Source organism: Paenalcaligenes sp. Me131 (assembly GCF_050487225.1).
Taxonomy (GTDB): domain Bacteria; phylum Pseudomonadota; class Gammaproteobacteria; order Burkholderiales; family Burkholderiaceae_B; genus Paenalcaligenes.
Map to the genome: position 1 here is coordinate 694803 of NZ_JBKQGY010000003.1, position 25040 is coordinate 719842.

Below are 25040 nucleotides of genomic sequence, written 5' to 3' on the forward strand. Positions count from 1 at the left end.
TGTGTGCAAAATTTTAATCATAGACGGGCGTTGATTGTTTCTGAAAACTTCCGGGCGTTGGATCGTCTGGGTGATTCGTTGAGCCGTTTAGGGATGAGCGTGCTGCATTTACCTCCCGAAAATGGCGAAGTGGTATTGGATAAAGACAATCTACAAACAGAGCGCGATGTGCTGTTTTTAGATGGCGACTTAGGGGGCAAGGTGGATGTCCCCCGTTATCCAGGTTTGGATCTTTCCATGATCCCAGTAGTAGGGATGGTGGGGATTGAAGCTCCTTCGCGATTGGGACGGCTGTTCTCATATGGTGCGACGGCATTTCTTAAAAAACCTGTGCATGCCGGAACAGTGTTCTTCAGCTTATTCATGGCGGTCAATGAATACAACCAGCAGTTGGCATGGAACTTGAGCTTGTTGGAACAGAATCAACGACGTAGACAACGTCGTTATGTCATCAAAGCGGTCCTGTTACTGATGAAGTGGCACGGTTTGACTGACGAAGGTGCATACGAATGGCTAAGGCAGCAAAGCATGTGTGCACAGACCAGTGTTGAAGAGTTTGCGAAACAACTTGTAGAGCAAGCTGCTCGACAACCACAGGCCATGCAACCAGGCCGTGGTGCAATGGTGGGGCAAGAAAATGCCTTGTCTATCACCATATAGCAATAATTTTTAAAAAAGTAGGGAGACAAGATGAAAAAAGCCTTTATGTTGGCAGGACTGGCAGCCGCTTTATGTACAGTTACTGCGATGAGTGCACAGGCCAATAATGCCCCCATAAAAATGGGTGTGTTAGAGGATCAGTCAGGGGAGTTCGTAGTACCTGTGATTGGTAAAGTGCGTGGTATTCAATTGGCGGCAGAGGAAATTAATGCTGCAGGGGGGATTGCAGGCCGTCCTCTGGAATTAGTCATTTACGATACGCAGTCTGATAACACACGCCATCAGGAATTGATGCGTCGCGCGTTACAGCGAGATAAAGTGGATGTGGTGTTCTCGGGATTTAGTAGTTCTTCCCGTGAAGCTTATAGACCCATCGTGCGTCAGTTTGATGGTTTCGCTTTCTATAACAATCAGTACGAAGGCGGGGTATGTGATGCCAATATGATAGTGACGGGGGCGGTGCCAGAACAGCAGTTTTCTACACTGATTCCGTGGATGATGAAAGAGTACGGTAAGCGGGTGTATGTGCTGGCTGCCGACTATAACTTCGGCCAGATTTCTGCAGAATGGGTGCGTCACTTTGTAGAGAAAGAAGGTGGCGAAATTGTGGGTGAGGATTTCATCCCTGTAGGGGTATCCCAGTTCTCGCAGAATATTCAAAACATTCAACGCGCCAAACCCGACTTTGTCGTAACCCTATTGGTGGGTACTGCTCAGGCTTCGTACTACGAACAGGCGTTAGCGGCTAACGTGGGTTTGCCTATGGCGTCTTCGGTGAACGTGGGTCAAGGGTACGAACACAAACGTTTCAAAGCCCCTAGCTTGGCAGGTATGTACATCACTACCAACTACATTGAGGAAGTGGACACGCCAGAAAGTAAGGCGTTTGTAGAGAAATGGCGTAAACGTTTCCCTGAAGAACCTTACATCAACCAAGAGGCTGAAAACTCCTACCATGCTGTGTACTTGTACAAGCAGATGGTAGAGCGTGCAAACGGTTCCACCAACAAAGCCGACATTCGTGCGGTGATTGCACAAGGTGATGTATGTATGGATGCGCCTGAGGGCCGTGTATGTATTGATCCTAAAAGCCAGCATACCTCACACACCATGTACTTGGCGCGTGTTAACGAAGACCATTCCATTTCTTTCCCCCAAGTATGGAACGATACCCAACCTTATTGGTTAGGGGAGGTGGGCTGCGATCTGACACAACAAGATCACAATGCTCAATACACGCCCTCGGATAACCCAACCACGAAGAAGTAAGGGCTAGGCGGAGACTATAACCGCCGTTGTTAATCAATGCAGGATTGCAAAATGGCGCTGCTAGAAAATCAGCAGCTAGGGTAAGTGTTGCCTGCTGTTATGCAATCCTGCCTAGGGGAGCATGATGGAATTGTTAAGTACGGCGTTCTCTTTTCTTTATCAGGCAGGCGATGCATTTGCCTTTCTGGTATTGGCCGCCTGCGGGCTGGCGATCATCTTCGGCATGATGGGGGTGATCAATCTGGCACATGGTGAGTTTATTTTATGTGGTGCATATGTCTCCACTTATGCCATCCATGCTGGTGTGCCGTTTCCTATCGCTGTGTTGATGGGCGCATTGGCTGCTGGTGTGTTGGGCATGGTGTTGGAGCGTTTGGTAGTGCGTCATTTATATCAGCGCCCTTTGGACACTATTGTGGCCACATGGGGAATCAGTTTAATTGCGACGCAAGGCACGTTAATTGTGTTGGGCTCCACTATCCAAGGTACCGGTACTCCATTGGGGAGTTTCGAGTTTGGTGGCTACTCCTACTCTGAGTATCGCGTGGTGTTAATGGCGGTAGCGATAGGGTTGTTGGTCGCCCTGTTTGCGCTATTTCGCTACACCCGATTTGGCTTGTTGGCGCGAGCCACGATTCAAGTACCCAGCATGTCTAGTGCATTAGGGGTGAATACGGGATTTATGTATAGCCTGACTTTCGGTTTGGGGGCTGCATTAGCGGGTTTGGCTGGTGCACTCTATGCACCAACCATGACCTTAGTGCCTACGATGGGAAGCACCTTTGTGGTGGATGCGTTCGTGACTGTGGTGGTGGGTGGCGCTGATATTTTCTTGGGCACTGCACCTGCAGCAGCCATATTAGGGGTAATGAAAGCGGCACTGACTTCTTGGAAAGGACAGATGTTTGGTCACATCGGCATGTTGTTGACCGTGATCGTGGTGATTCGAGTTTTGCCAAATGGCATCTCGGGCTGGTTCCTGAAGCGCAGAGGTTAGTATGAAATTCTTTTCTTGTCTGGCCTTATTAGAAGGGCCTCAGACCATGGGGCGAGGGCCTAAATTTTGGTCCAGCGCGGGTGTGGTACTGGTATTAGCGGTGATTTATCCCCTGTTTGCTGATGGCTATGACGTTGGCAATAACGTGTACTTCTTTAACTGGTTGTTCATGGCCTTGGGGTTAAGCCTGATCTGGGGTTATGGCGGTATCTTGAGTTTTGGTCAAACGGCCTTCTTTGGGCTAAGTGGCTATACCTACGCCATTGTGACCCTCAACATTGGCACCGTGTATGGGTTGACGTGGTTGGCTCTGATCTTGGCGCTGATTGTCTCGGCGGTGTTTGCTGTTGTACTGGGCTACTTCTTATTCTTTGGCCGTATTGTTGGAGTGTTTCTAGGCATTGTGACCCTGTCCGTCACCCTAGTGCTAGAGCGATTTATGTCGCAAACGGCTGGGCCTAACTGGGTGATTGGGCAAGCACGCCTGAATGGTTTTAACGGCATGAGTGGCATGCAACCTCTCACCATTCCGTGGCCTGGTGGCGATATTGTGCTGTTCCCGGATGTGGCCTTGTATTACCTCACGTTGGCCTTGCTAGTTGTGGTGTACCTAGGGCTACGCATGTTAGTGAACTCTAGCTTTGGCAATGTGTTGGTCGCGGCGCGCGAGAACCCTAGACGAGCAGAAATGCTGGGTTACGACATTCGTAAGTATCAACTGGCGGCCTTTGTCATTGGCAGCACGCTCGCGGGTTTAAGTGGTGTGCTGTATGTCTCGTGGGGGCAGTACATCACACCTTCCAGCATGGGGATGACAGCGGCAGCGCTACCGGTAATTTGGGTGGCAGTCAGTGGGCGCACCGATTTAACAGCAACGCTATTAGGAACCATGATGGTCTTGGCTGGGTTCCAAGCACTCACGATCTATGGCAGCCAATATGCATTGGTCGTCATGGGGGCGTTATTGGTATTAACCGTCTTGCTTGCACCAAATGGCATCTTTTTGTCATTGGGTAAATGGTTAGGAAAACAATCGTTTATAGCGGGCTCACACAACGGTAGGGGAGAACAATAATGGCCTTACTACAAACACAACGGTTGGATAAATGGTTCGGTGGTTTGCATGTGACGGGTGGCATTGATTTCACGCTAGAAAACCAAGAAGTCCATTGTCTGGTGGGCCCTAATGGTGCGGGTAAAAGTACGTTCTTTCACTTGTTACTAGGCAGCCTTGCACCCAGTGGCGGCACGATTTTATTCAAAGACGAAGACATCACGAACCGACCCTCGTACGAGCGTATACGACGAGGGATCAGCGTGAAGTTTCAGGTGCCTGGTGTATTTGCCGACATGAGCGTGCATCAGAATTTACAAGTGGCCTTACAGCGCCATTACCGTAAACACGCCGAGCTTGCCGAGCATACCGACCGCTTGTTGGAGTTTTTGCATTTAGCACCACACGCCAAACAGTTAGCCGGCAATCTTAGTCATGGCCAAAAGCAATGGTTAGAAATAGGAATGGCGATTAGCTTGCAGCCCACCTTGCTGCTGTTGGATGAGCCTACTGCAGGGATGACGCCCGATGAAACATGGCAAACCGGCCAGATGATTTTGGACCTGAATAAGCAAGGTATGGCAGTGCTGGCGGTAGAGCACGACATGAGTTTTGTGCGGCAGATTGCCCATAGGGTCACGGTGTTGAATTACGGCAAGATTTTTGCCAGTGGCTCTATCTCAGATATTGAGCAGGATGAGCGCGTGGTGGAAATTTATCTGGGGAAATCACATGGCTAATCCAGCATTAATTGATATTCGAAATTTGCGTTCGGGCTATGGCAGCAAACCGGTATTGCAAGGTCTGAACTTGCATGTGAATCCTGGTGAGATCGTGGCGGTGATCGGGCGTAATGGTGTGGGCAAATCTACGCTGATGAAAAGCCTGATTGGGTTATTGCCATGTTCGGGTGGCGAAATTTTGATGAATGGTGAGGCCATCCAGAACTTACCGGCCTATCAGCGCGCACGTTATGGCATTGGGTATGTGCCACAAGGCCGAGAGGTCTTTCCGCGTATGACAGTAGAGGAAAACCTGCGGGTGGGAGAGGCTTTAGGCAAAGGAGTAAAGCCTGAGCGCTACGAGGAAATTTATAACTATTTCCCCATCCTGCATGAGCGTCGTAAGCAGCAGGCCAGCACCATGTCGGGGGGCCAGCAACAGCAATTAGCCATAGGCAGAGTGCTCATCGGGTCACCCAGCTTAATGCTGTTAGATGAACCTTCCGAAGGCATACAGCCCTCTATTGTGAAAGACATCGCTAGGTTGGTGGTAGAGCTAAACCGTAGTACGGGGCTAACCGTGCTCTTTGTGGAGCAGAACTTAGAAATGATTCAAGCCATGGCGCAACGTTGTTATGTCATGGACAAGGGGTTGGTCATAGAAGAGCTGGATCCGGCCATGTTGTCTGATCCAGAAGTAGTACGACGATGCCTATCCATCTAACGGGCATCACGATAATTTAACGAGGAGATAACTATGTCATGGTTTGAACAATCATTAATGGCAAGACGCGGTGTGGCCAAAGGTAAAGCGGGTCAGAAACATCATTTGGATGAGGCCAAGCAAGGGAAGTACTACTACGTCTATGGCCCTTATGAAACCCCTGTGTTGCATGTAGAGCCCGGTGCTGTGATTTCGGCAGAAACGCACGATGCGTTTGAAGGCAGTTTGCAAACCGAGCAGGACAAGCCCAGTGAGAAACTCAACTTCCCTTTCTTAAACCCACAGAACGGTCCTATTTATGTAGAGGGTGCTGAGAAAGGGGATTGCTTGGCGGTGTATATCAAAGATATTCGCCCTCGTGGTCCGCAGCCTTGCGGTACAACAGCGTTAATCCCTGAGTTTGGCGGTTTGGTCGCAACAGCGGATACCGCTTTGCTGCACCAACCTTGGCCTGAGCGTGTGGTGAAAGTGGATGTGGACGCCGAGAAAGGCGTACGTTGGAGCGACACTATTACCCTGCCATACGAGCCTTTTATTGGCACCATTGGTGTATCGCCACAGATTGAAGCTATTAGTGCGTTGGTGCCAGACTATTACGGCGGCAATATGGATCTGCCTGATGTAGGGCCGGGTGCGGTTATTTATCTGCCTGTGCAAACCAAGGGGGCGTATTTATTCTTGGGTGATTGCCATGCAGCGCAAGGTGATGGCGAGCTGTGCGGTGTGGCGATCGAGCATCCCACTACCACGACCATACAAGTGGATCTGATTAAAGGGTGGAAGTTGGCGAATCCACGCCTAGAGAACGAAAAATTCTACATGAGTATTGGTTCATCACGCCCTATGGAAGACGCCGCCCGTCGTGCTTACCGTGATTTGATTCGTTGGATGGCTGAAGACTTTGGCTACACCGAAGAAGATGCTTATTTATTACTGACTCAAGCAGGGCGAGTACGGTTGGGCAACATGGTAGACCCTAAATACACCTTGGGCGCTTCTATTCTGAAATCAATTATTGGCACGGCTAGATAAGGGCTGACTATGTAGGGTGGAGGAGTAATCATGAGTAGTGATCAAGATAGCGTAGCGGCTTACATCAAAGCTGTGTCGCAGTGTTCAGGGCTAGGCATGTCTGCACAACGTCAACAAGCACATGTGGTTGAGTTCCAGCGCTTGCTGAAGGATGCCAATGCGCTGTGTCAGGTAATGGGTAGAGACGAGCATTTGGGAGTAGGCCCCATTGTGGTGGTGCAACATGACGAGAGCGCGTTAGCCGCAGGGGGAGCCTAAGACCATGACGCAGAGTCTTTCATCTCATACCGATTTATGTGATTTGACGGTAGCGCAATCAGCAGCATTGATTGCCAGTAAAGCGTTGTCACCGGTAGAGCTTACCCAAGCCATTTTGAGCCGTATCGATCAAGTTGGTGAGCCATTAGCGGCGTTTGTCTCGGTGCATCACGAAGAGGCGATGGCCGTAGCCAAAGCAGCTGAAGCAATGATGCAGGTAGGCTATAAAGTGGGGCCCTTACATGGTGTACCGTTAGCCATTAAAGACAATATTAGTTTGGCAGGTAGAGCAACGTCTGCTGCCAGCAAAATATTGAAAGGTAAAGAGGCTACCGAGGATGCTGAAGTAGTACGTAGGTTGAAGGGGGCAGGGGCAAACCTGCTTGCCAACACGAACATGCATGAGTTTGCGTGGGGAGCTACGTCAGAAAACCCGCATTATGGGGTAGTACGTAATCCGTGGAATACGGCTTGCATTGCCTCAGGTTCATCTGGAGGTTCGGGGGCGGCAGTCGCTGCACGTGCCGTGCCGGCAGCATTAGGTACAGATACGGGTGGCTCTATACGTTTGCCGGCTGGGGCTAACGGTATTGTGGGTATACGGCCTACGGTAGGTAGGGTCAGCGGTCGTGGCATTATTCCGCTAGCGTGGAGTATGGATACATGTGGGCCTATGACACGTACGGTAGAAGACTGCGCCTTGTTGCTGCAAGTGATAGCCGGTCACGATCCTGCGGACTTAAGCACCTCGCGCGCACCGGTAGCGGATTATTTAGCTACCTTGTCACACGGTGTGAACGGTTTACGCATAGGCGTGATCCCCGAGTATTTTTTCACGCAGCTACAACCCGCTGTGTTGAAAGCTACACAGAACGCATTGGATGTATTGCGTACCTTGGGGGCCACGGTTGTGGAAACCTCTATCGCTGATCTAGACCTAAATCTATCGGCGCTGATGACGGTTGAGAGTGCCGAGCCCAGTGCTTTTCACCAGCGGTGGATGCGTGAGTGCCCAGACGACTACGGCGAGAACGTGCGCTTTATGTTTGAACAAGGCGAACTGTACCTCGCGTCACACTATATCCAGGCACAACGTTTTAGGTCGGTACTACGTCAGCGTTTTATGGAGAGGTTTGCAGAAGGCATAGATGCATTTGTATTGCCAAGCTTGCCTTTTACAGCACCTGAAATTGGTACGGCGAACATTGAGTTAGAACCTGGTGTGGTGCGTCCAACCTTAGAGGCCATTATGCGGTTTACGGGTATTGCCTCAGTCACAGGTTTGCCTGCACTCAGCGTGCCATCAGGGTTTGATCAACACGGTTTACCTATAGGTCTGCAGTTGTTAGGAAGGCCGTTTGATGAGGCTATGTTGTTCCGTATTGGTCATGCGTTCCAAGGCGCCACAGACTACCACTTACGTAAACCTTCGTTATTGAGCTAAGTCCTACAGAAAGAGGCCTAGCAGGCCTCTTTCGTAGACAGTGTTAGTCCCACAATTGTAGGTAAAGCTGTTCCATTTCAGGTTGGCTAGGAATACGGGGATTGTTGTTGGGTGAGCCCGAAGCAATGGCTTGTTGTGCCATGGTAGGAAGCAGTTCCATGAAACGGGCTTTATCTATGCCGTACTGAGCTAAGGAGGGAACTTGTAGGTGAGCGTTTAAGGCATACAGCGTATCCAACAGTTTTTGATTAGCGGTATCGGTGCTGTCGTGTTCAGAAGCAAAGCCTAAGGCGCGTGCGCAGTCCGCATAACGTAGTGGGGAGGCTGATAACGAATAGGCCGTAATAGTAGGTAGCAGCATGGCATTGGAAAGCCCATGAGGCACATGGAAAAACGCACCAATAGGGCGACTCATGCCGTGTACTAATGCCACCGACGCGGCAGAGAAGGCAATACCCGCCAAGGTAGAGCCTAGCATCATGGCTGCACGTGCTTCATGGTTTTGCCCGTTGTCGTACGCGTGCTTAAGGTTGGGCCCAATCAGGTGCATCGCGGCCAATGCTTGGCTATCACTGTATGCGTTGGCCTTGCGGCTGACGTAGGCTTCAATAGCATGTGTCATGGCATCAATACCAGTATCTGCTGTGGTACGGGCGGGTACTGATAAGGTTAGCTCGTAGTCAATCAAGGCAGCGGTGGGCACGAACGCCGTACCTATACATAACAGTTTTTCGTCGTTCTTTTCATCCGTAATAATGGTAAAACGCGTGACTTCTGAGCCCGTACCTGCTGTGGTGGGAATAGCGATCAAAGGCAGGCCGGCCGTAGTGACGTGTACAGGAAACGCATAGTCGCGTATGTGACCACCGTGCTTGCCTAAAATGGCCATGGCTTTAGCGCTGTCCATAGGGCTACCACCACCTAGAGCAATCAGCGCATCGTAGTTGCCTTGGCTAACGGTGGCGACACCTTCTTGTATAGAAGCAGAGGTAGGTTCTGGAATGGTGTTCGAGAAAATATCACAGCTAATGTGGTGCTCTGCCAGTAGTTTTTGTATGCGCTCTGCATGACCCAGTGTGACCATCATGGCATCCGTCACCAAGAGAGCACGGTGACACGATAACTCTTGCAGTACGTTGGGTAATTGGTTGAGTACACCGCCGCCGACTAACAGGGTTCTAGGCAAGGTGATTGTCGTCATTGTCTACTCCTATTTCGATATGATATGAATCGATATTGTTATATCGATTTAATTCTAATCGTTTTGTTTGTTTTTGGGTATGCAGGTTGTGGTGTATAGACACAACTGGAATGAAGGCGAGCGGGTTAGGCTGTACGAAGGCGCTGCACCCTATACATATGGTGCACGGCATTAAGGAAAAGAATGAATGGTTCAGGACAGGATTAGTCTTTGTAGGCTTACACAGTCTGCGTCTGCAACGCATCCAGAAACTTATCCACAATCAAATTCTGGCGTCTGCCTTTTCGGGTAGCAGCCGCTAAGGTAATAGAGAAGTGCATCAAGTCGGGGCGCAGCGCAGTCATTAACCCTTGGTTTACCCAGTTAGCGGCCAAATGGTCTGGCAGGAAACCGATGTACTCACCCGTCAGAATAAGAAACGCGATGGCTTCACGATCGGATGCCGTGGCCGTGCGTTGTAAGGGCTGATGCAACTGTATAGCTTCCGGGGGCATGCGGTAGCTGGGTTGTATGGCTCGCGCAGTGTAGAGCGTTGGCAGATCTACCGTAGTGGCTTGTGTGAATAATGGATGCTTATTACTGCAGTAGAGATACGATTGTTCCTCGTATAGAGGTAGGTAGTCCAAACTGGGTAGCGTAGTAATCAACGGTAATGCACCTATGTGTAAGCGCCCATCCAATAGCCCGCGTTCAATTTCCCCAGGCGTGCTCATGCTGATGTTGACGCGTATGCCTGTATTGGCGCTGCACAAGTTCTGTAATGCCGTCGTGATGCGCATTTTAGGTTGAGTCACTAAGCTGTTCATCAAGCCAATGTTGAAGTCACCACGTAGGCTATGGTGCAACTGGTTTACTTCACTACGAAAACCTTCAATCGCGGCCAGTACCGTTTCACTGGCGCGTAATACTTCGCGTCCTTGGTCTGTGAGGCTAAACCCTGCTCGACCTCGTTGGCATAAACGCATCCCTACGCGTTTTTCTAGGTCGCTCATGTGCATGCTAATAGCAGACCGGCTGATGCCTAAAATGCTTTCAGCAGCGGCGAACCCACCTGCTTTGGCGACAGTTCTGAATACACGTAATAAGCGCAGATCGAAGTCGCTGACTTGATTAAGAGTGGCTCTATCCATAGTTCAGTAAACACTTAAGTTTCTATCAATAGATTCATATCGTACTGATCAAACAAGCTCCCTACAATCCTTGTATACCCCCCTAATAATGGATGGAGACAAGTCATGGAAGCATTGAATCTACAAGCGCATTGGATGCCGTTTAGTGCGAACCGCAATTTTCATCGTGATCCTAGGATGATTGTGGGTGCTGACAATAATTGGCTGATTGATGCCGATGGCCGTAAGGTATTTGATAGTTTGTCAGGCTTGTGGTGTTGTGGTGCAGGGCATAATCGTAGCGAGATACGTGATGCTGTGAGTCAGCAATTGGGTACGTTGGATTACTCCCCTGCATTCCAGTTTGGCCACCCACTGTCGTTTAAATTAGCCGAGCGTATTACCTCGCTGCTGCCGGATCCACTCAACCATGTGTTTTTCACGGATTCTGGTTCAGAGTGTACGGACACCTCTATTAAGATGGCGCGCGCCTACTGGCGTTTGAAAGGTCAGCCATCCAAAACAAAAATGATAGGGCGGGCACGTGGTTATCACGGTGTGAACGTAGCTGGTACTAGCTTGGGGGGTATAGGTGGCAATCGCAAGATGTTCGGCCAAATGATGGATGCCGATCACCTGCCTCATACCTTGCAGCCGGGTATGGCGTTCACCAAAGGCCAAGCTGAAACCGGCGGTGTAGAGTTGGCTAACGAGCTGCTGAAACTCATTGAATTGCACGATGCCTCTAACATTGCTGCGGTGATTGTGGAACCTGTGTCTGGGTCAGCGGGAGCATTGGTGCCACCACAGGGGTATTTGCAGCGGTTACGTGAGATTTGTGATCAGCATCAAATTCTATTGATTTTTGATGAAGTGATTACAGGCTTTGGTAGGTTGGGTACGTTAAGTGGGGCAGAGTACTTTGGTGTTACGCCTGACATCATGAACGTTGCCAAGCAGTTGACTAACGGTGCCGTCCCTATGGGTGCTGTTATTGCGTCTACCGAGATCTACCAAACCTTTATGCAGCAAAACACACCCGATTACATGGTGGAGTTTGGGCATGGGTATACCTACTCAGCTCACCCCGTAGCGTGTGCAGCCGGTTTAGCGGCCTTGGATATTCTAGAGCGCGAAAACCTACCCCAAAAAGCGGCAGAGCTAGCTCCACACTTTGAACGCAGTTTGCACGGTTTACGGTATGCAAACCATGTGGTCGATATACGTAATTGCGGTCTAGTTGGCGCAATCCAGTTAGCGCCTCGTGATGGTGACGCGGTGATACGGCCTTTTGAGGCTGGCATGGCATTGTGGAAGAAAGGCTTTTACGTGCGCTTTGGGGGCGATACGTTGCAGTTCGGCCCTACCTTTACCACAACGGCGGCTGAGCTAGACACACTGTTTGATGCAGTGGGCGATGTGTTGAATGCCTTAGACAGAACACCTAGCCAGTTGGTGCGGGTGGCGTGATGTAGATAAGGGTCTGCTACGGCCTGATTGCTAGCGGCTTTTTTACCTATCCATGAGCACGATGTACAAGATGTACAACGTGCAAGGGATAGACGTAAAAAAGCCGCTTTTTTGTGTGTAGTGTCGCGCTTCTGCGCACATCGTCTTGTTTCTACAGATGTAGTTTGCTGATTTAATTCCCACTGTCGTAATATACCTTTGCTTATAACGAATAGAAATGACTGGGAGAGGCAGATGAGCATTCAGAAAATGCGTACAGAAACGGCCACAACGGGGTGGCTGGGCTGTACGACAAACAAGAACCTATGGCGTTTAACGGCGCTATGTGCCGCATTGTCATGCAGTGGCATGGTGTATGCCGAAGACACGGATAACAACACCGTCTTTAAGTTGGGTGAAGTGGTAGTGCGTGGGGACATTGGTGGTTCATTATTGTTGGGTGAAACCACCCTGAATGAAACCACGATGGAGCGCTTTAATCGCAACAATATTGGTAGCGCGGCTACCATGATACCGGGCGTGACCCTCGCTTCAAGCGGGCAGCGTAACGAACAAACCGTTTCCATACGAGGCTTTGATTCGCGTCGTATCGCGATTTTTATGGATGGTATTCCACAGTATGTGCCGTATGACGGTAACGTGGATTTAAATAGGTTTACTACCTTTGATTTATCGACATTGACGGTCGCTAAAGGGAATGCGTCGCTGCTGTATGGCCCTAACGTGATGGGGGGAGCAATTAACCTGGTGTCACGTAAGCCCGAACGCGAGTTTGAGGGCGATGTACGCATGGGTTACGCCTCGGGACAAGAGCGTTTGTTCTCGGTGAACGTTGGCTCTAGACAAGAGCAATGGTATTTCCAGTTTGGTGCGTCGTATTTGGATGCGAATGGCTTTCCTCTGCCCAAAGGCTTTCATGACCAGAAAAAATCGCCTACAGATTTAGGTAGCTACCGCGAGAATGGTCACTACACTGACAAGAAGTTATCTTTTAAATTGGGCCTGACACCTAACGCTACAGATGAGTATGTGTTTGGTTATGTACGCCAAGAGGGCAAAAAAGGGCAGCCAGTCTACACTGGTGAACGTAAAGGTAACCGTTTTACGGGACGTTTCTGGCAGTGGCCATACTGGGACAAAGACAGTTTGTACTTCATGAGCAGTACGGATTTGGGGTCTGACTACACGCTGCGTCTGCGTGCGTACGCCGACTCTTATAAAAACGGTATGGACAACTTTAGCGATGCGTCCTACACCACCTTGCAAGACACTCGTAGCAAGTACGATGACAAAACTTATGGGGCAGCAGCCGAGCTGGTCATAGACCGTTGGGCCAACCATGAGCTGCATGTGGCCTTCAACTACAAAGACGATAGGCATAAAGACATACAAGCGGGTTATGCCACAAAGAACTACCGTGACATCACATACTCATTAGCTATTGAAGACTACATTCGTTTGTCTGATACATGGCGCATGCGTGCTGGCTTAAGCCATGATCGCCGCAAAACCAAAGATGCCAATATCTGGGACTCTGGTGCGGTAGATAAAGCCACGAACGGCGTACTAGAGTTGGTGCATAACGTGACACCTACTACCGAGGTATTTGGTAGCGTGGCACACAAAACGCACTTTGCGACCATTAAAGACCGCTACTCAGCGAGTTTTGGTGAAGCCTTACCTAACCCTGATCTGAAGCCGGAAAAAGCGTGGCATTACGAATTGGGCTTACGTACCGAGGCATGGGAAGGCGGGCAGCTAGAGTTCACCTTGTTCCGCAGTAACTTGCGTGATGCGCATAACCGTGTGGATGTACCCGGTTCGGTATGTGGTAAGTACGAGTGTAGGCAATATCAGAACATTGATAGAGCACGTCACCAAGGTATAGAGCTATCTTTAGAGCAGCAGTTCAGCCCTGAGTGGCGAGCAGGTTTGGCCTATACCTATCTGAACAGTAAAAACCGTAGTGAACAGGATGTGAAATTAACCGGGTTGCCGCGTAACCGCCTGTTTGCGCATCTAGGCTGGAAGCCCCATGCGCAGTGGGAGTTCTTGGCTACGTTGGAAGCAGAGAACGGTCGCTACGATGAAGGTGTAGTGGATACATACGAGCAATTGTCTGGTTACGGTATTTGGGGCCTTAAAACCATTTGGTCACCACGTAGCGACCTGTCTATTGAAGCGGGTGTACGTAACCTTGGCGATAAGTACTACGAGCTGTCAGAAGGCTATCCAATGCCAGGTCGTGTGTGGTTCGCTAATGCTATTTATCGCTTCTAATGGATCACGCTAAGCGACGCCTTTTACAAGCCTTTGGTGCTAGCTTGCTCACAGCAGGTTGGGCACCAAAGATGTTAGCTTCCTCACCACAGTTGCTCTATCACTATGGTCAGTTACCTGCACCGGATGCGGTACAGCGAGTGTTTGCGGCAGGGCCTCCGGCTGCCGTACTACTGTACTGTTTAGCCCCCGAGAAAATGCTGGGCTGGCCTTATAACCTGAGCGACCAGTCCCGTTTTTATTTATCGGCTGACTATCAAGAGATTCCTTTTGTAGGGCGCTTGGCCGGTAGGGGCAGCACCATACCGCTGGAAAGTTTGTTGGCCTTGTCTCCGGACGTGATTTTGGATGCGGGGGTAGTGAACCAAACTCATCAATCAGCCGCCGAAAACGTGGCACGGCAAACAGGGATCCCCTATGTATTAGTAGACGGTACCTTGGCCGACTCCACCAGACAGTTGCTGTATGCCGGAGAGTTACTGCAAGTATCTGAACGAGCGGCAATGTTGGCGGCACATGCTACCGAGATTCTGGATAAAACCGCGAATGCCGTGGCTAAACAAGCACCTAGTGTGTATTTGGCACGAGGTATAGATGGACTGGAAACAGGTCTAGCGGGTTCTATACATGCCGAAGTGATCAGCCATGTAGGTGCGCGTAATGTGGCGGCTGCCGCAGGCACGGGTGGGTTAGCACAGGTCTCTATGGAGCAGCTACTGGCGTGGGATCCTGATTTCATCTTTGCTCAAGACGTGACATTTTTTGAGATGGCTACCCAGTCCCCACTCTGGAACAGCTTGCGTGCCGTACGGGAAAGACGGTTGTTGCTAGTGCCTTCATTGCCGTTTGGGTGGGTAGATGTACCTCCGGGCATTAATAGGTTGCTGGGGTTGCTGTGGGTAAAAGCCACGTTGGAGCAAGATCAGCTCTGGTTACCTGATAGAGTACGCGAGTTCTTCTTGCGCTTTTATCAGCGTTTATTAACGTTAGAAGAGCTACAAGGCTTATTGGCACAACCCGCTTACAAGGCATACTAAATGACACGGCAAGGCATGAGCAAACGCACAGGGTATTGGCATTGGTTCTGGCTACTGTGTGTATTAGCGATTGCCATTGTCATCGCCTTATTCGCCGGTAAGTACCCGCTGACATGGCCAGAGTTAGCGGCTGCTATCATGGCTCCTTTCAGTGCAGATGAGGCAGAGTCCACTGCGTACACTGTGATTTGGCAACTACGGTTTCCTCGCATTGCCGCTGCGATACTGGTGGGAGCAGGGCTTGCCGCCGCCGGTGCAGCGTACCAAGGTATGTTCAGAAATCCCTTAGTGTCCCCCGATATTCTGGGTGTGTCCGCTGGGGCGGGCTTGGGGGCGGTGGTCGCTATTTACTTAGGGCTGTCCTTGCTGTGGGTACAAATGCTGGCCTTTGTGGGCGGCTTGTTGGCCGTGCTGTTTGTCTATGTGATTGCCCGAATGGTGCGGCGACACGATCCTGTCCTAGTTTTGGTGTTGGCTGGCGTAGCCGTAGGTTCCTTATTGGGGGCAGGCATCTCGTTGGTGAAAGTATTGGCCGACCCCTACTCACAACTATCAGTAATCACGTTTTGGCTGTTGGGTGGATTAAATAGCATCAATCAAGCCGAAATGTTGTGGGCGTTGCCGTGGATGTTGGCAGGTTTAGTACCGTTGCTATTACTACGTTGGCGTATCAACTTATTAAGCTTGCCTGATGAAGAGGCACAGATGCTAGGGGTGCCAGTACAGCGGTTACGTGTGGTGCTGATTGTGGCCGCCACGTTGCTGACGGCCAGTGCTATTTCGTTTACCGGCATCATAGGGTGGGTGGGGTTAGTAATTCCGCATGTGGCGCGTTTGTTGGTAGGGCCAAACTTCAGCCGATTGTTGCCTACCTCGCTATTATTGGGGGGCATTTTTCTACTGCTTACCGATACGTTGGCACGTACTGCCGCACCTATAGAGCTGCCGCTAGGGGTATTAACCTCGTTAGTGGGGGCGCCGTTCTTCCTGTTTCTCTTAGCGCGTAATAGCGCTGCCGAAAAATGACCACTCCTATTGTCGAGCTGCGTCATGTCAGCATTGGCTATAGCAAACACCAAAAGGTGGGGGCCGACATCAGTTTGCAAGTCTGGCCGCAAGAGGTGTTGTGCTTATTAGGGCCAAATGGCAGTGGTAAATCTACGCTGTTTAAAACCTTGTTAGGGTTGTTGCCGGCGCTAGCAGGGCAGGTAATGGTGTTGGGCAAACCATTATCCTCGTGGACACGTCAGGCGTTAGCGCAACACATAGCCTATGTGCCACAAGCGCATGCTGCGGTGTTTGCGTTCAGCGTATTAGAAGTGGTGCTCATGGGGCGCACTGCCAGTTTAGGCATGTTTGCTAGCCCGTCTGCACATGACAAACAGATAGCGTGCCAGTGCTTAGAGCAAGTAGGCATGCTGCACCTCGTAAATAGGCCCTACACACAAATTAGTGGGGGCGAGCGTCAGTTGGTGCTGATTGCCCGTGCGTTGGCACAGCAGCCCGCGTTGCTCGTGATGGATGAACCCACTGCTAGCTTAGACTTCGGCAATCAGTTGCGAGTGTTGTCGCACATACAGGCGCTACAGCAGCAGGGCATGGGGATTTTGCTGTGTACACATCAACCCGAGCATGCTTTGCAAATTGCCGACCGAGTGGCGTTATTCAAGCATGGCAGTTTGTTGGCGGTAGGGACGTCTGATCAGACAATGACAACGGCTCATTTGGCGAAGTTGTATGATCTGGATGAGTCTACAGTGAGGCAGCATTTGCCTACTGTGTTTTAACTAAAGGGAAACCACATGCTGATTCATGACGTGGATTTTGCGCAGATGTACCGCGAGCATATGCTTCAAAGCGATAGGTCAGCCAAGTCGGCCAGTGCTTGGGATGCACGTGCTAAAGAGTTAAAAGGTAAGCCATTACAAAGTGAGTATGCGCAGCAGTTTGTAGCGCATATGAACCTTGAGGGGGCGAAGACGCTGTTAGATGTAGGCTGTGGTACCGGTACTATCGGGATTACCGTGGCCCCTCAATTACAGAAAGTGATAGGGCTGGACTACAGCGCCGAGATGCTAGAGCGCATGCAAGAGCATGCGGATGCAGCAGGTTTAACGAATGTGCATACTCTGTGTAAGTCGTGGTACGACGATTGGTCTGATGTGCCTACGTGCGACATCGTGGTGGCCTCACGTTCTAGCTTGGTGGCTGATATGCAGGAAGCCCTGCAGAGGATGACTAGCAAAGCGACTAAGCATTGCTACATGACTCACTTGGTCGATGGGCACTTTGGTGATGCGGCGATTGCCGAGGTATTAGGCAAAAACAAACGAGCACTGCCTGACTATATCTATATCGTAAACATCTTGTTTTCTATGGGTTTTCATCCCAAAGTGGACTACCTTTGCTTCCCCGGCAGGTTAGCGGGTACTAAAAATGTAGAAGAGTTCATTGGGAAAGTCCGTTGGACATTTGGCGACCTTAGCGAGCAGCAACTTTCGGATCTGCGCCAGTGGTATGCCGAAGACGATGAGCGTGCTCAGCAGGGTGGTGGAGATACCCGTTGGGCGATGATCTCGTGGGATGTGGACAAAGTTGGTAGATGATTGATTGCAATACGCTAAATAGTCTCGCTGAATACCACACTTGACAAAATCCTGCTTGTTTGAGTATTGCTTTGGTGATAATATTTAGGGCTTGGCTAGAAAAGCCAAGTTTTTTGGTACATTCATAAAGTACATTAGCCCCGACCAATCGCAGTCGGGAATGGAGAAAAAGATGTCGAACTCGACACCTGTGCCTGCCGCTTGGCGGTTGGGACTTGTTGGGCGTAAAGTCGGCATGACTCGCATTTTTACTGAAGACGGTGAATCCGTGCCAGTAACTGTGCTAGACGTGTCCAACAATCGCATCGCACAAGTCAAAACCCCTGAAGTGGATGGCTACGCTGCTGTTCAAGTGGCATACGGCACTCGCCGCGCAACGCGCGTCACTAAAGCTGCCGCTGGTCACTATGCTAAAGCTGGTATTGAAGCTGGTAGCATCCTTAAAGAATTCCGTCTTGACCCTGCAAAAGTAGCTGAGCACACCACTGGTGCTGTTCTGGCTGTGGACAGCATCTTTGAAGCTGGCCAAAAGGTTGACGTAACTGGTACCACAATCGGTAAAGGTTTTGCCGGTGTTATCAAGCGTCACAACTTTTCTAGTCAGCGCGCTTCCCATGGTAACTCTCTGTCTCACCGTGCCCCCGGTTCTACCGGTATGGCTCAGGATCCAGGCCGTGTGTTCCCAGGTAAGAAAATGGCTGGCCACATGGGTAGCGTTACTCGTACAGTACAGAACCTCGATATCGTGCGTGTAGACGCCGAGCGCGGTTTGTTGTTGGTACGTGGCGCTGTTCCAGGTCACAAAAATGGTGACGTAGTTGTACGTCCCGCCATTAAAGGAGCCTAATCATGGATCTCAAGCTCCTGAATGATCAGGGTCAAGCTGCTTCTACCGTTGCTGCATCTGATGTAGTATTTGGTCGCGAATTCAACGAGTCTCTGGTTCACCAGATCGTTGTTGCATTCCAAGCTAATGCTCGTAGTGCAAACAGCCAGCAGAAAACCCGTGGTACTGTTTCTCACAGTACACGTAAGCCTTGGAAACAAAAAGGTACGGGCCGTGCTCGTGCTGGTATGTCCTCTTCCCCGCTGTGGCGTGGGGGTGGTCGCGCGTTCCCTAACACTGGCGAAGAAAACTACAGCCACAAAGTTAACAAGAAAATGTACCGTGCAGGTCTGCGCGCCATTCTTTCTCAGTTGGCTCGTGACGACCGTCTGGCCGTAGTAGAAAACTTCGCTGTGGATGCTCCCAAAACAAAATTGGCTGCTTCCAAGCTGAAAGACATGGGTCTGGATTCAGTGCTGCTCATTACTGACGCATTTGATGAAAACCTCTATCTGGCTACGCGTAACCTGCCAAACGTTGCTGTGGTCGAACCGCGTTATGCTGACCCTGTTTCGTTGATCCACTTCAAAAAAGTGTTGATCACTAAGGCAGCTATCGCTCAACTCGAGGAGATCCTGGGATGAACACAGAGCGTTTATACCAAGTCATCCTAGCTCCAATCGTGACTGAAAAAGCCACGATGGTTGCTGAGCTGAATCAGCAAATCGCTTTCCGCGTTGCCGCTGACGCTACTAAACCTGAGATCAAGGCTGCTGTTGAGCACTTGTTCAAAGTTGAAGTTGAGTCTGTTCAGGTTCTGAACCAGAACGGTAAAGCAAAACGATTTGGCCGTTTCCAAGGTCGCCGCCGCAACGAGCGCAAAGCATACGTGTCGCTCAAAGCGGGTCAGGAACTCGACTTTACTGAGGTGAACTAATGGCACTCGTTAAAGTAAAACCTACCTCGGCAGGCCGTCGCAGCATGGTGAAAGTTGTGCACTCTGAGTTGCACAAAGGCGCACCTTACGCTCCCCTGCTGGAGAAAAAATCGCGTACAGCTGGCCGTAACAACAACGGTCATATCACTGTACGTCACCGTGGTGGTGGTCACAAACAGCATTACCGTATTGTTGACTTCCGTCGCAACAAGGATGGTATTCCTGCGAAAGTAGAACGTCTGGAATACGACCCTAACCGTACCGCCCACATTGCTTTGCTGTGCTACGCCGATGGTGAGCGTCGTTACATCATCGCTCCACGTGGTCTGGAAGTTGGTGCAACTGTTGTATCCGGTCAGGATGCTCCTATCCGCGCTGGTAACACACTGCCTATCCGCAACATCCCTATCGGTGCAACGATTCACTGCATCGAAATGTTGCCAGGTAAAGGTGCTCAGTTGGCTCGTTCCGCTGGTGCATCCGCTGTGTTGTTGGCCCGTGATGGTGCTTACTCTCAGATTCGTCTGCGTTCCGGTGAAGTTCGTCGCGTGCACATTGATTGCCGCGCAACTATCGGTTCCGTAAGTAACGAAGACAACAGCCTGCGTCAAATCGGTAAAGCTGGTGCGACACGCTGGCGTGGTATTCGCCCAACTGTACGTGGTGTAGCCATGAACCCGATCGATCACCCACACGGTGGTGGTGAAGGTCGTACAGGTGAAGGTCGCGAGCCGGTCAGTCCATGGGGTACCCCTGCTAAGGGCTACCGTACCCGCCGTAACAAACGCACAGACAACATGATTGTCTCGCGTCGTAAGCGCAAGTAAGGGGCGTACACATGTCACGTTCGATTAAAAAAGGCCCATTTGTAGACGAGCATCTGATCAAGAAGGTCGATGCAGTTGTCGCGGGCAACGATAAACGGCCGATCAAAACTTGGTCCCGCCGTTCAACCATCCTGCCTGAGTTCATTGGGCTGACTATTGCCGTGCATAATGGCCGTCAACACGTTCCCGTTTACGTAAACGAGAACATGGTTGGCCATAAGCTGGGCGAATTCGCTCTGACCCGTACGTTTAAGGGTCACGCTGCGGACAAGAAGTCTCGGAGATAAGCGATGGAAACCACAGCAACAATTCGTGGCGTACGTATTTCAGCGCAAAAAGCACGCTTGGTTGCGGACATGATCCGTGGCAAAAGCGTTTCTTACGCACTGAATACTCTGACTTTCACGCCAAAGAAAGCCGCTGGCATTATCAAAAAAGCGCTTGAGTCCGCTATTGCTAATGCTGAACATAACGACGGTGCCGATATCGATGAACTGCGCGTGACCACAATTTTTGTGGACAAAGCACAGTCTTTGAAACGATTTTCTGCTCGTGCCAAAGGCCGCGGTAACCGTATCGAGAAGCAGACCTGCCACATCGTGGTTAAGGTCGGTTAAGGAGTCACAATGGGACAAAAAGTTCACCCAATTGGGTTCCGCCTCGCCGTTAACCGCAACTGGAATTCTCGTTGGTACGCTGATAACAACGAATTCTCCGGCATGTTGGCTGACGATATCCGAGTACGCGAGTACCTGAAGAAAAAACTGAAGAACGCTTCGGTAAGCCGTGTGCTGATCGAGCGCCCAAACAAAAACGCCCGCATTACTATTTTCTCCGCCCGTCCAGGCGTAGTAATTGGTAAACGTGGCGAAGACATCGAAAGCTTGAAGGCTGACCTTCAGCGTTTGATGGGCGTTCCTGTTCACGTGAACATCGAAGAAGTTCGCAAGCCAGAAACCGATGCTCAGTTGATCGCTGATTCCATCGCCCAGCAATTGGAAAAACGTATTATGTTCCGCCGCGCCATGAAACGCGCTATGCAGAACGCAATGCGTCTGGGTGCACAAGGTATCAAGATTGCTAGCGCTGGTCGTCTGAACGGTATTGAAATTGCCCGTACAGAATGGTACCGCGAAGGTCGCGTGCCTCTGCATACATTGCGTGCCAACATTGACTACGCAACGTCAGAAGCTCACACAACCTACGGTATTATCGGTATCAAGGTATGGGTATACAAAGGCGACATGCTTCCTAACGGCGAAATGCCAGTAGAAGCTGCTGCTCCAGAAGAGCGCCGTCACCGCCGTCCTCGTGGCGAACGTCCAGAAGGTCGTCGTCCAGGTCGTGGCCGTGGCCCACGTCGCGATTCTGCTGCTCCTGCGCCTGAAGGAGAATAACTATGTTGCAACCCTCACGCAGAAAGTATCGCAAAGAGCAGAAAGGTCGTAACACTGGTTTAGCCACTCGTGGCAACCTGGTGTCTTTCGGCGAATTTGGCTTGAAAGCAACCGGCCGTGGCCGTTTGACTGCTCGTCAAATTGAAGCAGCTCGTCGTGCGATCAACCGTCACATCAAACGTGGTGGCCGTATTTGGATTCGTATTTTCCCTGACAAACCTATTTCGCAGAAACCTGCTGAAGTACGTATGGGTAGCGGTAAAGGTAGTCCGGAATTCTGGGTCGCTGAAATTCAACCTGGCAAAGTTTTGTACGAAATGGAAGGTGTAAGTGAAGAGTTGGCACGTGAGGCGTTCCGCCTGGCTGCCGCTAAGCTGCCTATTTCTACGACCTTTGTATCGCGCCACATTGGTGCTTAAGGAGATCTCATGAAAGCCAGTGAACTCCGTGCTAAAGATACGGCCGAGCTCAATGCAGAGCTCGAGAGTCTGCTGAAAGCACAATTTAGTCTGCGTATGCAGCGTGCAACTCAGCAGCTTTCCAACACCAGCCAGCTATCCAAAGTACGTCGCGACATCGCTCGTGTTCGTACCGTAATGGCTGAGAACGCAGGAAAGTAAGATGAGCGAAACGCAAACAACCCAAACGCAAAAGCGTCAGCGTACTTTGCAAGGTCGCGTGGTCAGCAACAAAATGGATAAAACCGTTGTCGTTCTAGTAGAGCGTCGCGTAAAACATCCTTTGTACGGCAAGATCATGATTCGTACCAACAAGTACAAAGCGCATGATGAGCAAAACCAGTACAACGAAGGTGATGTAGTGGAAATTGCTGAAGGTCGTCCTATCAGCCGTGGTAAAACATGGTCTGTAGTTCGCCTGGTCACAGCATCTCGCGCGATCTAATGCGTATAGCGTAATTTCGGTTACGTGGAAGAAGCCCGGTTCGAAAGAGCCGGGCTTTTTTTATGTCTATTTCTATCGTGTGCAGAAAGGGCTAGGTCTTATGCGATTGCTTTATCTAGGCAGTGTATGGACTGAGTGGATGTTTCTATCAACTCACCCAGATGCCACTTACCTACCTATCTATCCATCTATATATAGAGAGATGGATAGATAGGTAGGTAGGTAGGTAGGTAGGTAGGTAGGTAGGTAGGTAGGTAGGTAGGTAGGTAGGTAGGTAGGTAGGTAGGTAGGTAGGTAGGTAGGTAGGTAGGTAGGTAGGTAGGTAGGTAGGTAGGTAGTAAACAAACTCTGGACGCATAGTAGGTGCATCATGTTGGTGGCTAGGTAGGGCATAAGTGGCAACCCTCTATGTATAGAGGCTGCGATCTGCGGCTCTATATCAAGTAACCTAGGTGGTATTGTTTCTCTTTGTGTGGTCTTTCGTGTAGTGCGTGTTCAAGATGATGTGATTACTCATCACTCGCCAATAGATCCACATACACACCGCGTTCTGCTGATTACTGCCGAAGGGCAGCGAGTTGTTGTTGTTGTTGTTGTTGTTGTTGTTGTTGTTGTTGTTGTTGTTGTTGTTGTTGTTGTTGTTGTTGTTGTTGTTGTTGTTGTGGCGACAACTGCACAAAAATAGGGCGCAGGTATGTGACTCAGTTTATAAGCATAGAGAAACACTTATGGTTGTGTGAGTTGCTAAGCACTGGGTATAACAAAGCTAATCAGCAAAGAGTTCGAGAGGCCAAGAGCAAAAGCAAAAGCAAAAGCAAAAGCAAAAGCAAAAGTAGAAGTAGAAGTAGAAGTAGAAGTAGAAGTAGAAGTAGAAGTAGAAGTAGAAGTAGGAAAGGGGAAGGGTGCTATACAGAGGCACTTACCCTGAGTGCACTAAATAGTACTGATAGAGGTGTCGTGGGTACGCGTTCTGCTTGAACCTTTAATCTAAAAGTGAGGACGATCATGCATTTCTATTTGACCCAGTACTAAGCGCAGGAGTAGGCAGAGAACCAGCTTGATTCTTTCTCACTATATATAGGGGGGATAGTAGAGGGTTAGAACAGGCAGGGTAAAATCACAGCAACAGCGCGGAGCTGCTTGGCTATCCCACAATATGATCCGCCATCTGTATTCCTATATCTACAGATCACTCTTTCGCACTCTATATATATAGAGTGTCGATTTGACTAGACTCTTCGTGATGAACTACTTCTCAGTGACTACTGAGCTGGGTGTGCTGGGGGCAAGTGCAACAATGCTATCTATATATAGAAGGGGAGTATGTATATAGTCGTAGTTTGTGCGCGGAGTATTGTTGAGGTCGGAGTCCGGCAGCGGCTTTGATGTGCTGGAGCATATATAAGCAGGTAAGCGTATTCACACGTACTAACTAGGTAACTTCAACTCTAACTTCATTCTGCTTTGTTGCATGCTAGGTGCGGGGTTTCAAAAACAGTACATATATATAGTGAATGTAGGTGTAGCACTATTGGATAGTGGTTTCCTTGCTGTTCGCATCCGTACTATCCGGGTAAGTAGTGAGCACGAACTTTGCGCTAGTATTGCAGGGTGTCTATATAGAATGTGGACTCTTACTATATAGAGCTCTTTCTAGCGCGGGCGTCACTTCGGTTGATTACTTTCAGGTAGATAACTGACTAGGCTTGGCCATTTCAGTTGCAAAGAACATGTAGGGTAGGGGAAGTATCAATGCCCGCTATAGGTAGCTATCTATAGATACCTAGGGTTGGCAGGGGTTTTGCTGCTATTTTTAGGTTATTTTGTAACTCGGTGAAAATTTATCAACAAAGTGTTTGACAGGGTTCGCAAATACGCGCTATAGTTCATCTCCCTTGATTGATAAGCGAATTGCTTCACAAGGCAGCGGTCTTCTACGGGGGATTGCGATTCATCCGAAAGGGTGGAGTGGCAAGAAAATAAATCTTGACAAGTTTTAAAAAACCATGTTAAAGTTTCTTTCTTTGCTACAGAGCGCAAAACTTAGTTTTCAGGTTTGAGAGTTAATTTTTGTGAGTGGGTTTTGAGGTGGTTTCGGTTTTGAATGTTTTGAAAATAAACGCTTGATACCAAAAACAAAATGCTTCATAATTTCACTTCTCTGGTTTAGCTGCAACGGCAGCGACCTGCTACTTCGGTAGCAAGTGTTCTTTAAAAATTTAACAGCCGATAAGTGTGGGCGCTTGGAATGAGTGGACCAACCTTCTCACGAAGGTTCGCCAAACAT

At 49.9% G+C, this 25040-nt stretch carries 29 protein-coding genes; 26 read left to right on the forward strand and 3 right to left on the reverse strand.

From position 1 onward, the window contains the following. Nucleotides 1-3 precede the first annotated feature (3 nt). From ACLPHM_RS14875 to ACLPHM_RS14915, 9 genes are all read left to right on the forward strand, one after another. Nucleotides 4-660, forward strand: a complete 657-nt coding sequence (locus tag ACLPHM_RS14875; protein WP_430221994.1) for an ANTAR domain-containing response regulator — start codon at nucleotides 4-6, stop codon at nucleotides 658-660. A gap of 30 nt (nucleotides 661-690) precedes the next feature. Next, on the forward strand, nucleotides 691-1929 hold the full coding sequence (locus ACLPHM_RS14880; protein WP_430221995.1) for an urea ABC transporter substrate-binding protein: 1239 nt from the start codon (nucleotides 691-693) through the stop codon (nucleotides 1927-1929). Nucleotides 1930-2050: 121 nt separating this feature from the next. Next, nucleotides 2051-2926 carry an ABC transporter permease subunit gene (locus ACLPHM_RS14885; protein ID WP_430221996.1) on the forward strand — a complete coding sequence of 292 codons (876 nt, stop codon included), beginning with the start codon at nucleotides 2051-2053 and terminating at the stop codon, nucleotides 2924-2926. A gap of 1 nt (nucleotide 2927) precedes the next feature. Continuing rightward, nucleotides 2928-4001 carry a branched-chain amino acid ABC transporter permease gene (locus tag ACLPHM_RS14890; RefSeq protein WP_430221997.1) on the forward strand — a complete coding sequence of 358 codons (1074 nt, stop codon included), beginning with the start codon at nucleotides 2928-2930 and terminating at the stop codon, nucleotides 3999-4001. Then, nucleotides 4001-4720 (forward strand): ABC transporter ATP-binding protein, encoded by a 720-nt coding sequence (locus tag ACLPHM_RS14895; protein WP_430221998.1) that lies wholly within the window; start codon nucleotides 4001-4003, stop codon nucleotides 4718-4720. The genes ACLPHM_RS14890 and ACLPHM_RS14895 overlap by 1 nt, the downstream gene beginning before the upstream one ends. Further along, on the forward strand, nucleotides 4713-5426 hold the full coding sequence (locus tag ACLPHM_RS14900) for an ABC transporter ATP-binding protein (RefSeq protein ID WP_430221999.1): 714 nt from the start codon (nucleotides 4713-4715) through the stop codon (nucleotides 5424-5426). The genes ACLPHM_RS14895 and ACLPHM_RS14900 overlap by 8 nt, the downstream gene beginning before the upstream one ends. 33 nt (nucleotides 5427-5459) lie before the next feature. Further along, complete coding sequence (locus ACLPHM_RS14905) at nucleotides 5460-6458, forward strand: acetamidase/formamidase family protein (RefSeq protein ID WP_430222000.1); 999 nt, start codon at nucleotides 5460-5462, stop codon at nucleotides 6456-6458. A gap of 30 nt (nucleotides 6459-6488) precedes the next feature. Beyond that, the gene (locus tag ACLPHM_RS14910) at nucleotides 6489-6716 is read left to right on the forward strand and encodes a hypothetical protein (protein ID WP_430222001.1); all 228 of its coding nucleotides are present in this window, start codon (nucleotides 6489-6491) and stop codon (nucleotides 6714-6716) included. A gap of 4 nt (nucleotides 6717-6720) precedes the next feature. Then, on the forward strand, nucleotides 6721-8160 hold the full coding sequence (locus tag ACLPHM_RS14915) for an amidase (protein ID WP_430222002.1): 1440 nt from the start codon (nucleotides 6721-6723) through the stop codon (nucleotides 8158-8160). A gap of 43 nt (nucleotides 8161-8203) precedes the next feature. On the opposite strand, the gene ACLPHM_RS14920 is transcribed toward ACLPHM_RS14915, so the two are convergent. Together ACLPHM_RS14920 and ACLPHM_RS14925 are read right to left on the reverse strand one after the other, a co-directional pair. Next, the gene (locus ACLPHM_RS14920) at nucleotides 8204-9361 is read right to left on the reverse strand and encodes an iron-containing alcohol dehydrogenase (protein ID WP_430222003.1); all 1158 of its coding nucleotides are present in this window, start codon (nucleotides 9359-9361) and stop codon (nucleotides 8204-8206) included. Between the two features lie 218 nt (nucleotides 9362-9579). Beyond that, on the reverse strand, nucleotides 9580-10491 hold the full coding sequence (locus ACLPHM_RS14925; RefSeq protein WP_430222004.1) for a LysR family transcriptional regulator: 912 nt from the start codon (nucleotides 10489-10491) through the stop codon (nucleotides 9580-9582). A 105-nt stretch (nucleotides 10492-10596) separates the two neighbouring features. Here ACLPHM_RS14925 and aptA point away from each other — a divergent pair, with 105 nt between their 5' ends. The 16 genes from aptA to rpsQ all read left to right on the forward strand — a co-directional run bounded on the left by aptA (nucleotide 10597) and on the right by rpsQ (nucleotide 22753). Continuing rightward, nucleotides 10597-11940: an omega-aminotransferase AptA gene (aptA, locus tag ACLPHM_RS14930; protein WP_430222005.1), complete on the forward strand. Its 1344-nt coding sequence runs from the start codon at nucleotides 10597-10599 to the stop codon at nucleotides 11938-11940. 234 nt (nucleotides 11941-12174) lie between these two features. Beyond that, nucleotides 12175-14220 carry a TonB-dependent receptor plug domain-containing protein gene (locus tag ACLPHM_RS14935; RefSeq protein ID WP_430222006.1) on the forward strand — a complete coding sequence of 682 codons (2046 nt, stop codon included), beginning with the start codon at nucleotides 12175-12177 and terminating at the stop codon, nucleotides 14218-14220. Between the two features lie 71 nt (nucleotides 14221-14291). Continuing rightward, the gene (locus ACLPHM_RS14940) at nucleotides 14292-15257 is read left to right on the forward strand and encodes an ABC transporter substrate-binding protein (protein WP_430222007.1); all 966 of its coding nucleotides are present in this window, start codon (nucleotides 14292-14294) and stop codon (nucleotides 15255-15257) included. A 15-nt stretch (nucleotides 15258-15272) separates the two neighbouring features. Further along, nucleotides 15273-16283: a FecCD family ABC transporter permease gene (locus tag ACLPHM_RS14945; RefSeq protein WP_430222008.1), complete on the forward strand. Its 1011-nt coding sequence runs from the start codon at nucleotides 15273-15275 to the stop codon at nucleotides 16281-16283. Then, nucleotides 16280-17044: an ABC transporter ATP-binding protein gene (locus ACLPHM_RS14950; RefSeq protein WP_430222009.1), complete on the forward strand. Its 765-nt coding sequence runs from the start codon at nucleotides 16280-16282 to the stop codon at nucleotides 17042-17044. Before ACLPHM_RS14945 ends, ACLPHM_RS14950 begins: the two co-directional genes overlap by 4 nt. Before the next feature lie 15 nt (nucleotides 17045-17059). Then, the gene (locus tag ACLPHM_RS14955; protein WP_430222010.1) at nucleotides 17060-17863 is read left to right on the forward strand and encodes a methyltransferase domain-containing protein; all 804 of its coding nucleotides are present in this window, start codon (nucleotides 17060-17062) and stop codon (nucleotides 17861-17863) included. Nucleotides 17864-18035: 172 nt separating this feature from the next. Continuing rightward, nucleotides 18036-18710 carry a 50S ribosomal protein L3 gene (gene rplC, locus ACLPHM_RS14960; protein WP_430222011.1) on the forward strand — a complete coding sequence of 225 codons (675 nt, stop codon included), beginning with the start codon at nucleotides 18036-18038 and terminating at the stop codon, nucleotides 18708-18710. Between the two features lie 2 nt (nucleotides 18711-18712). Beyond that, complete coding sequence (rplD, locus tag ACLPHM_RS14965) at nucleotides 18713-19333, forward strand: 50S ribosomal protein L4 (RefSeq protein WP_430222012.1); 621 nt, start codon at nucleotides 18713-18715, stop codon at nucleotides 19331-19333. Next, nucleotides 19330-19626 carry a 50S ribosomal protein L23 gene (gene rplW, locus ACLPHM_RS14970; RefSeq protein WP_135866143.1) on the forward strand — a complete coding sequence of 99 codons (297 nt, stop codon included), beginning with the start codon at nucleotides 19330-19332 and terminating at the stop codon, nucleotides 19624-19626. The genes rplD and rplW overlap by 4 nt, the downstream gene beginning before the upstream one ends. Continuing rightward, nucleotides 19626-20453, forward strand: coding sequence for a 50S ribosomal protein L2 (gene rplB, locus ACLPHM_RS14975; RefSeq protein ID WP_135866144.1), 828 nt, complete (start codon nucleotides 19626-19628; stop codon nucleotides 20451-20453). The genes rplW and rplB overlap by 1 nt, the downstream gene beginning before the upstream one ends. 11 nt (nucleotides 20454-20464) lie before the next feature. Beyond that, nucleotides 20465-20740 carry a 30S ribosomal protein S19 gene (gene rpsS, locus ACLPHM_RS14980; RefSeq protein WP_135866146.1) on the forward strand — a complete coding sequence of 92 codons (276 nt, stop codon included), beginning with the start codon at nucleotides 20465-20467 and terminating at the stop codon, nucleotides 20738-20740. Nucleotides 20741-20743: 3 nt separating this feature from the next. Beyond that, on the forward strand, nucleotides 20744-21070 hold the full coding sequence (gene rplV, locus ACLPHM_RS14985; RefSeq protein ID WP_135866148.1) for a 50S ribosomal protein L22: 327 nt from the start codon (nucleotides 20744-20746) through the stop codon (nucleotides 21068-21070). A gap of 9 nt (nucleotides 21071-21079) precedes the next feature. Then, nucleotides 21080-21850, forward strand: a complete 771-nt coding sequence (gene rpsC / locus ACLPHM_RS14990; protein ID WP_430222013.1) for a 30S ribosomal protein S3 — start codon at nucleotides 21080-21082, stop codon at nucleotides 21848-21850. A gap of 2 nt (nucleotides 21851-21852) precedes the next feature. Next, nucleotides 21853-22269: a 50S ribosomal protein L16 gene (rplP, locus tag ACLPHM_RS14995; RefSeq protein WP_135866152.1), complete on the forward strand. Its 417-nt coding sequence runs from the start codon at nucleotides 21853-21855 to the stop codon at nucleotides 22267-22269. A 9-nt stretch (nucleotides 22270-22278) separates the two neighbouring features. Further along, entirely contained in the window at nucleotides 22279-22470 is a 192-nt protein-coding gene (gene rpmC, locus ACLPHM_RS15000; RefSeq protein WP_135866154.1) for a 50S ribosomal protein L29, read from the forward strand. Between the two features lies 1 nt (nucleotide 22471). Further along, nucleotides 22472-22753 (forward strand): 30S ribosomal protein S17, encoded by a 282-nt coding sequence (gene rpsQ, locus ACLPHM_RS15005; protein WP_135866156.1) that lies wholly within the window; start codon nucleotides 22472-22474, stop codon nucleotides 22751-22753. A gap of 180 nt (nucleotides 22754-22933) precedes the next feature. Here the strand turns inward: rpsQ and ACLPHM_RS15010 are convergent, their stop codons facing one another. Next, nucleotides 22934-23125, reverse strand: a complete 192-nt coding sequence (locus ACLPHM_RS15010; protein ID WP_430222014.1) for a hypothetical protein — start codon at nucleotides 23123-23125, stop codon at nucleotides 22934-22936. Between the two features lie 115 nt (nucleotides 23126-23240). On the opposite strand from ACLPHM_RS15010, the gene ACLPHM_RS15015 reads away from it, so the two are divergent. Next, a complete protein-coding gene (locus ACLPHM_RS15015; RefSeq protein WP_430222015.1) occupies nucleotides 23241-23438 on the forward strand; it encodes a hypothetical protein in 198 nt (65 codons plus the stop codon). The last annotated feature ends 1602 nt before the right edge of the window (nucleotides 23439-25040 follow it).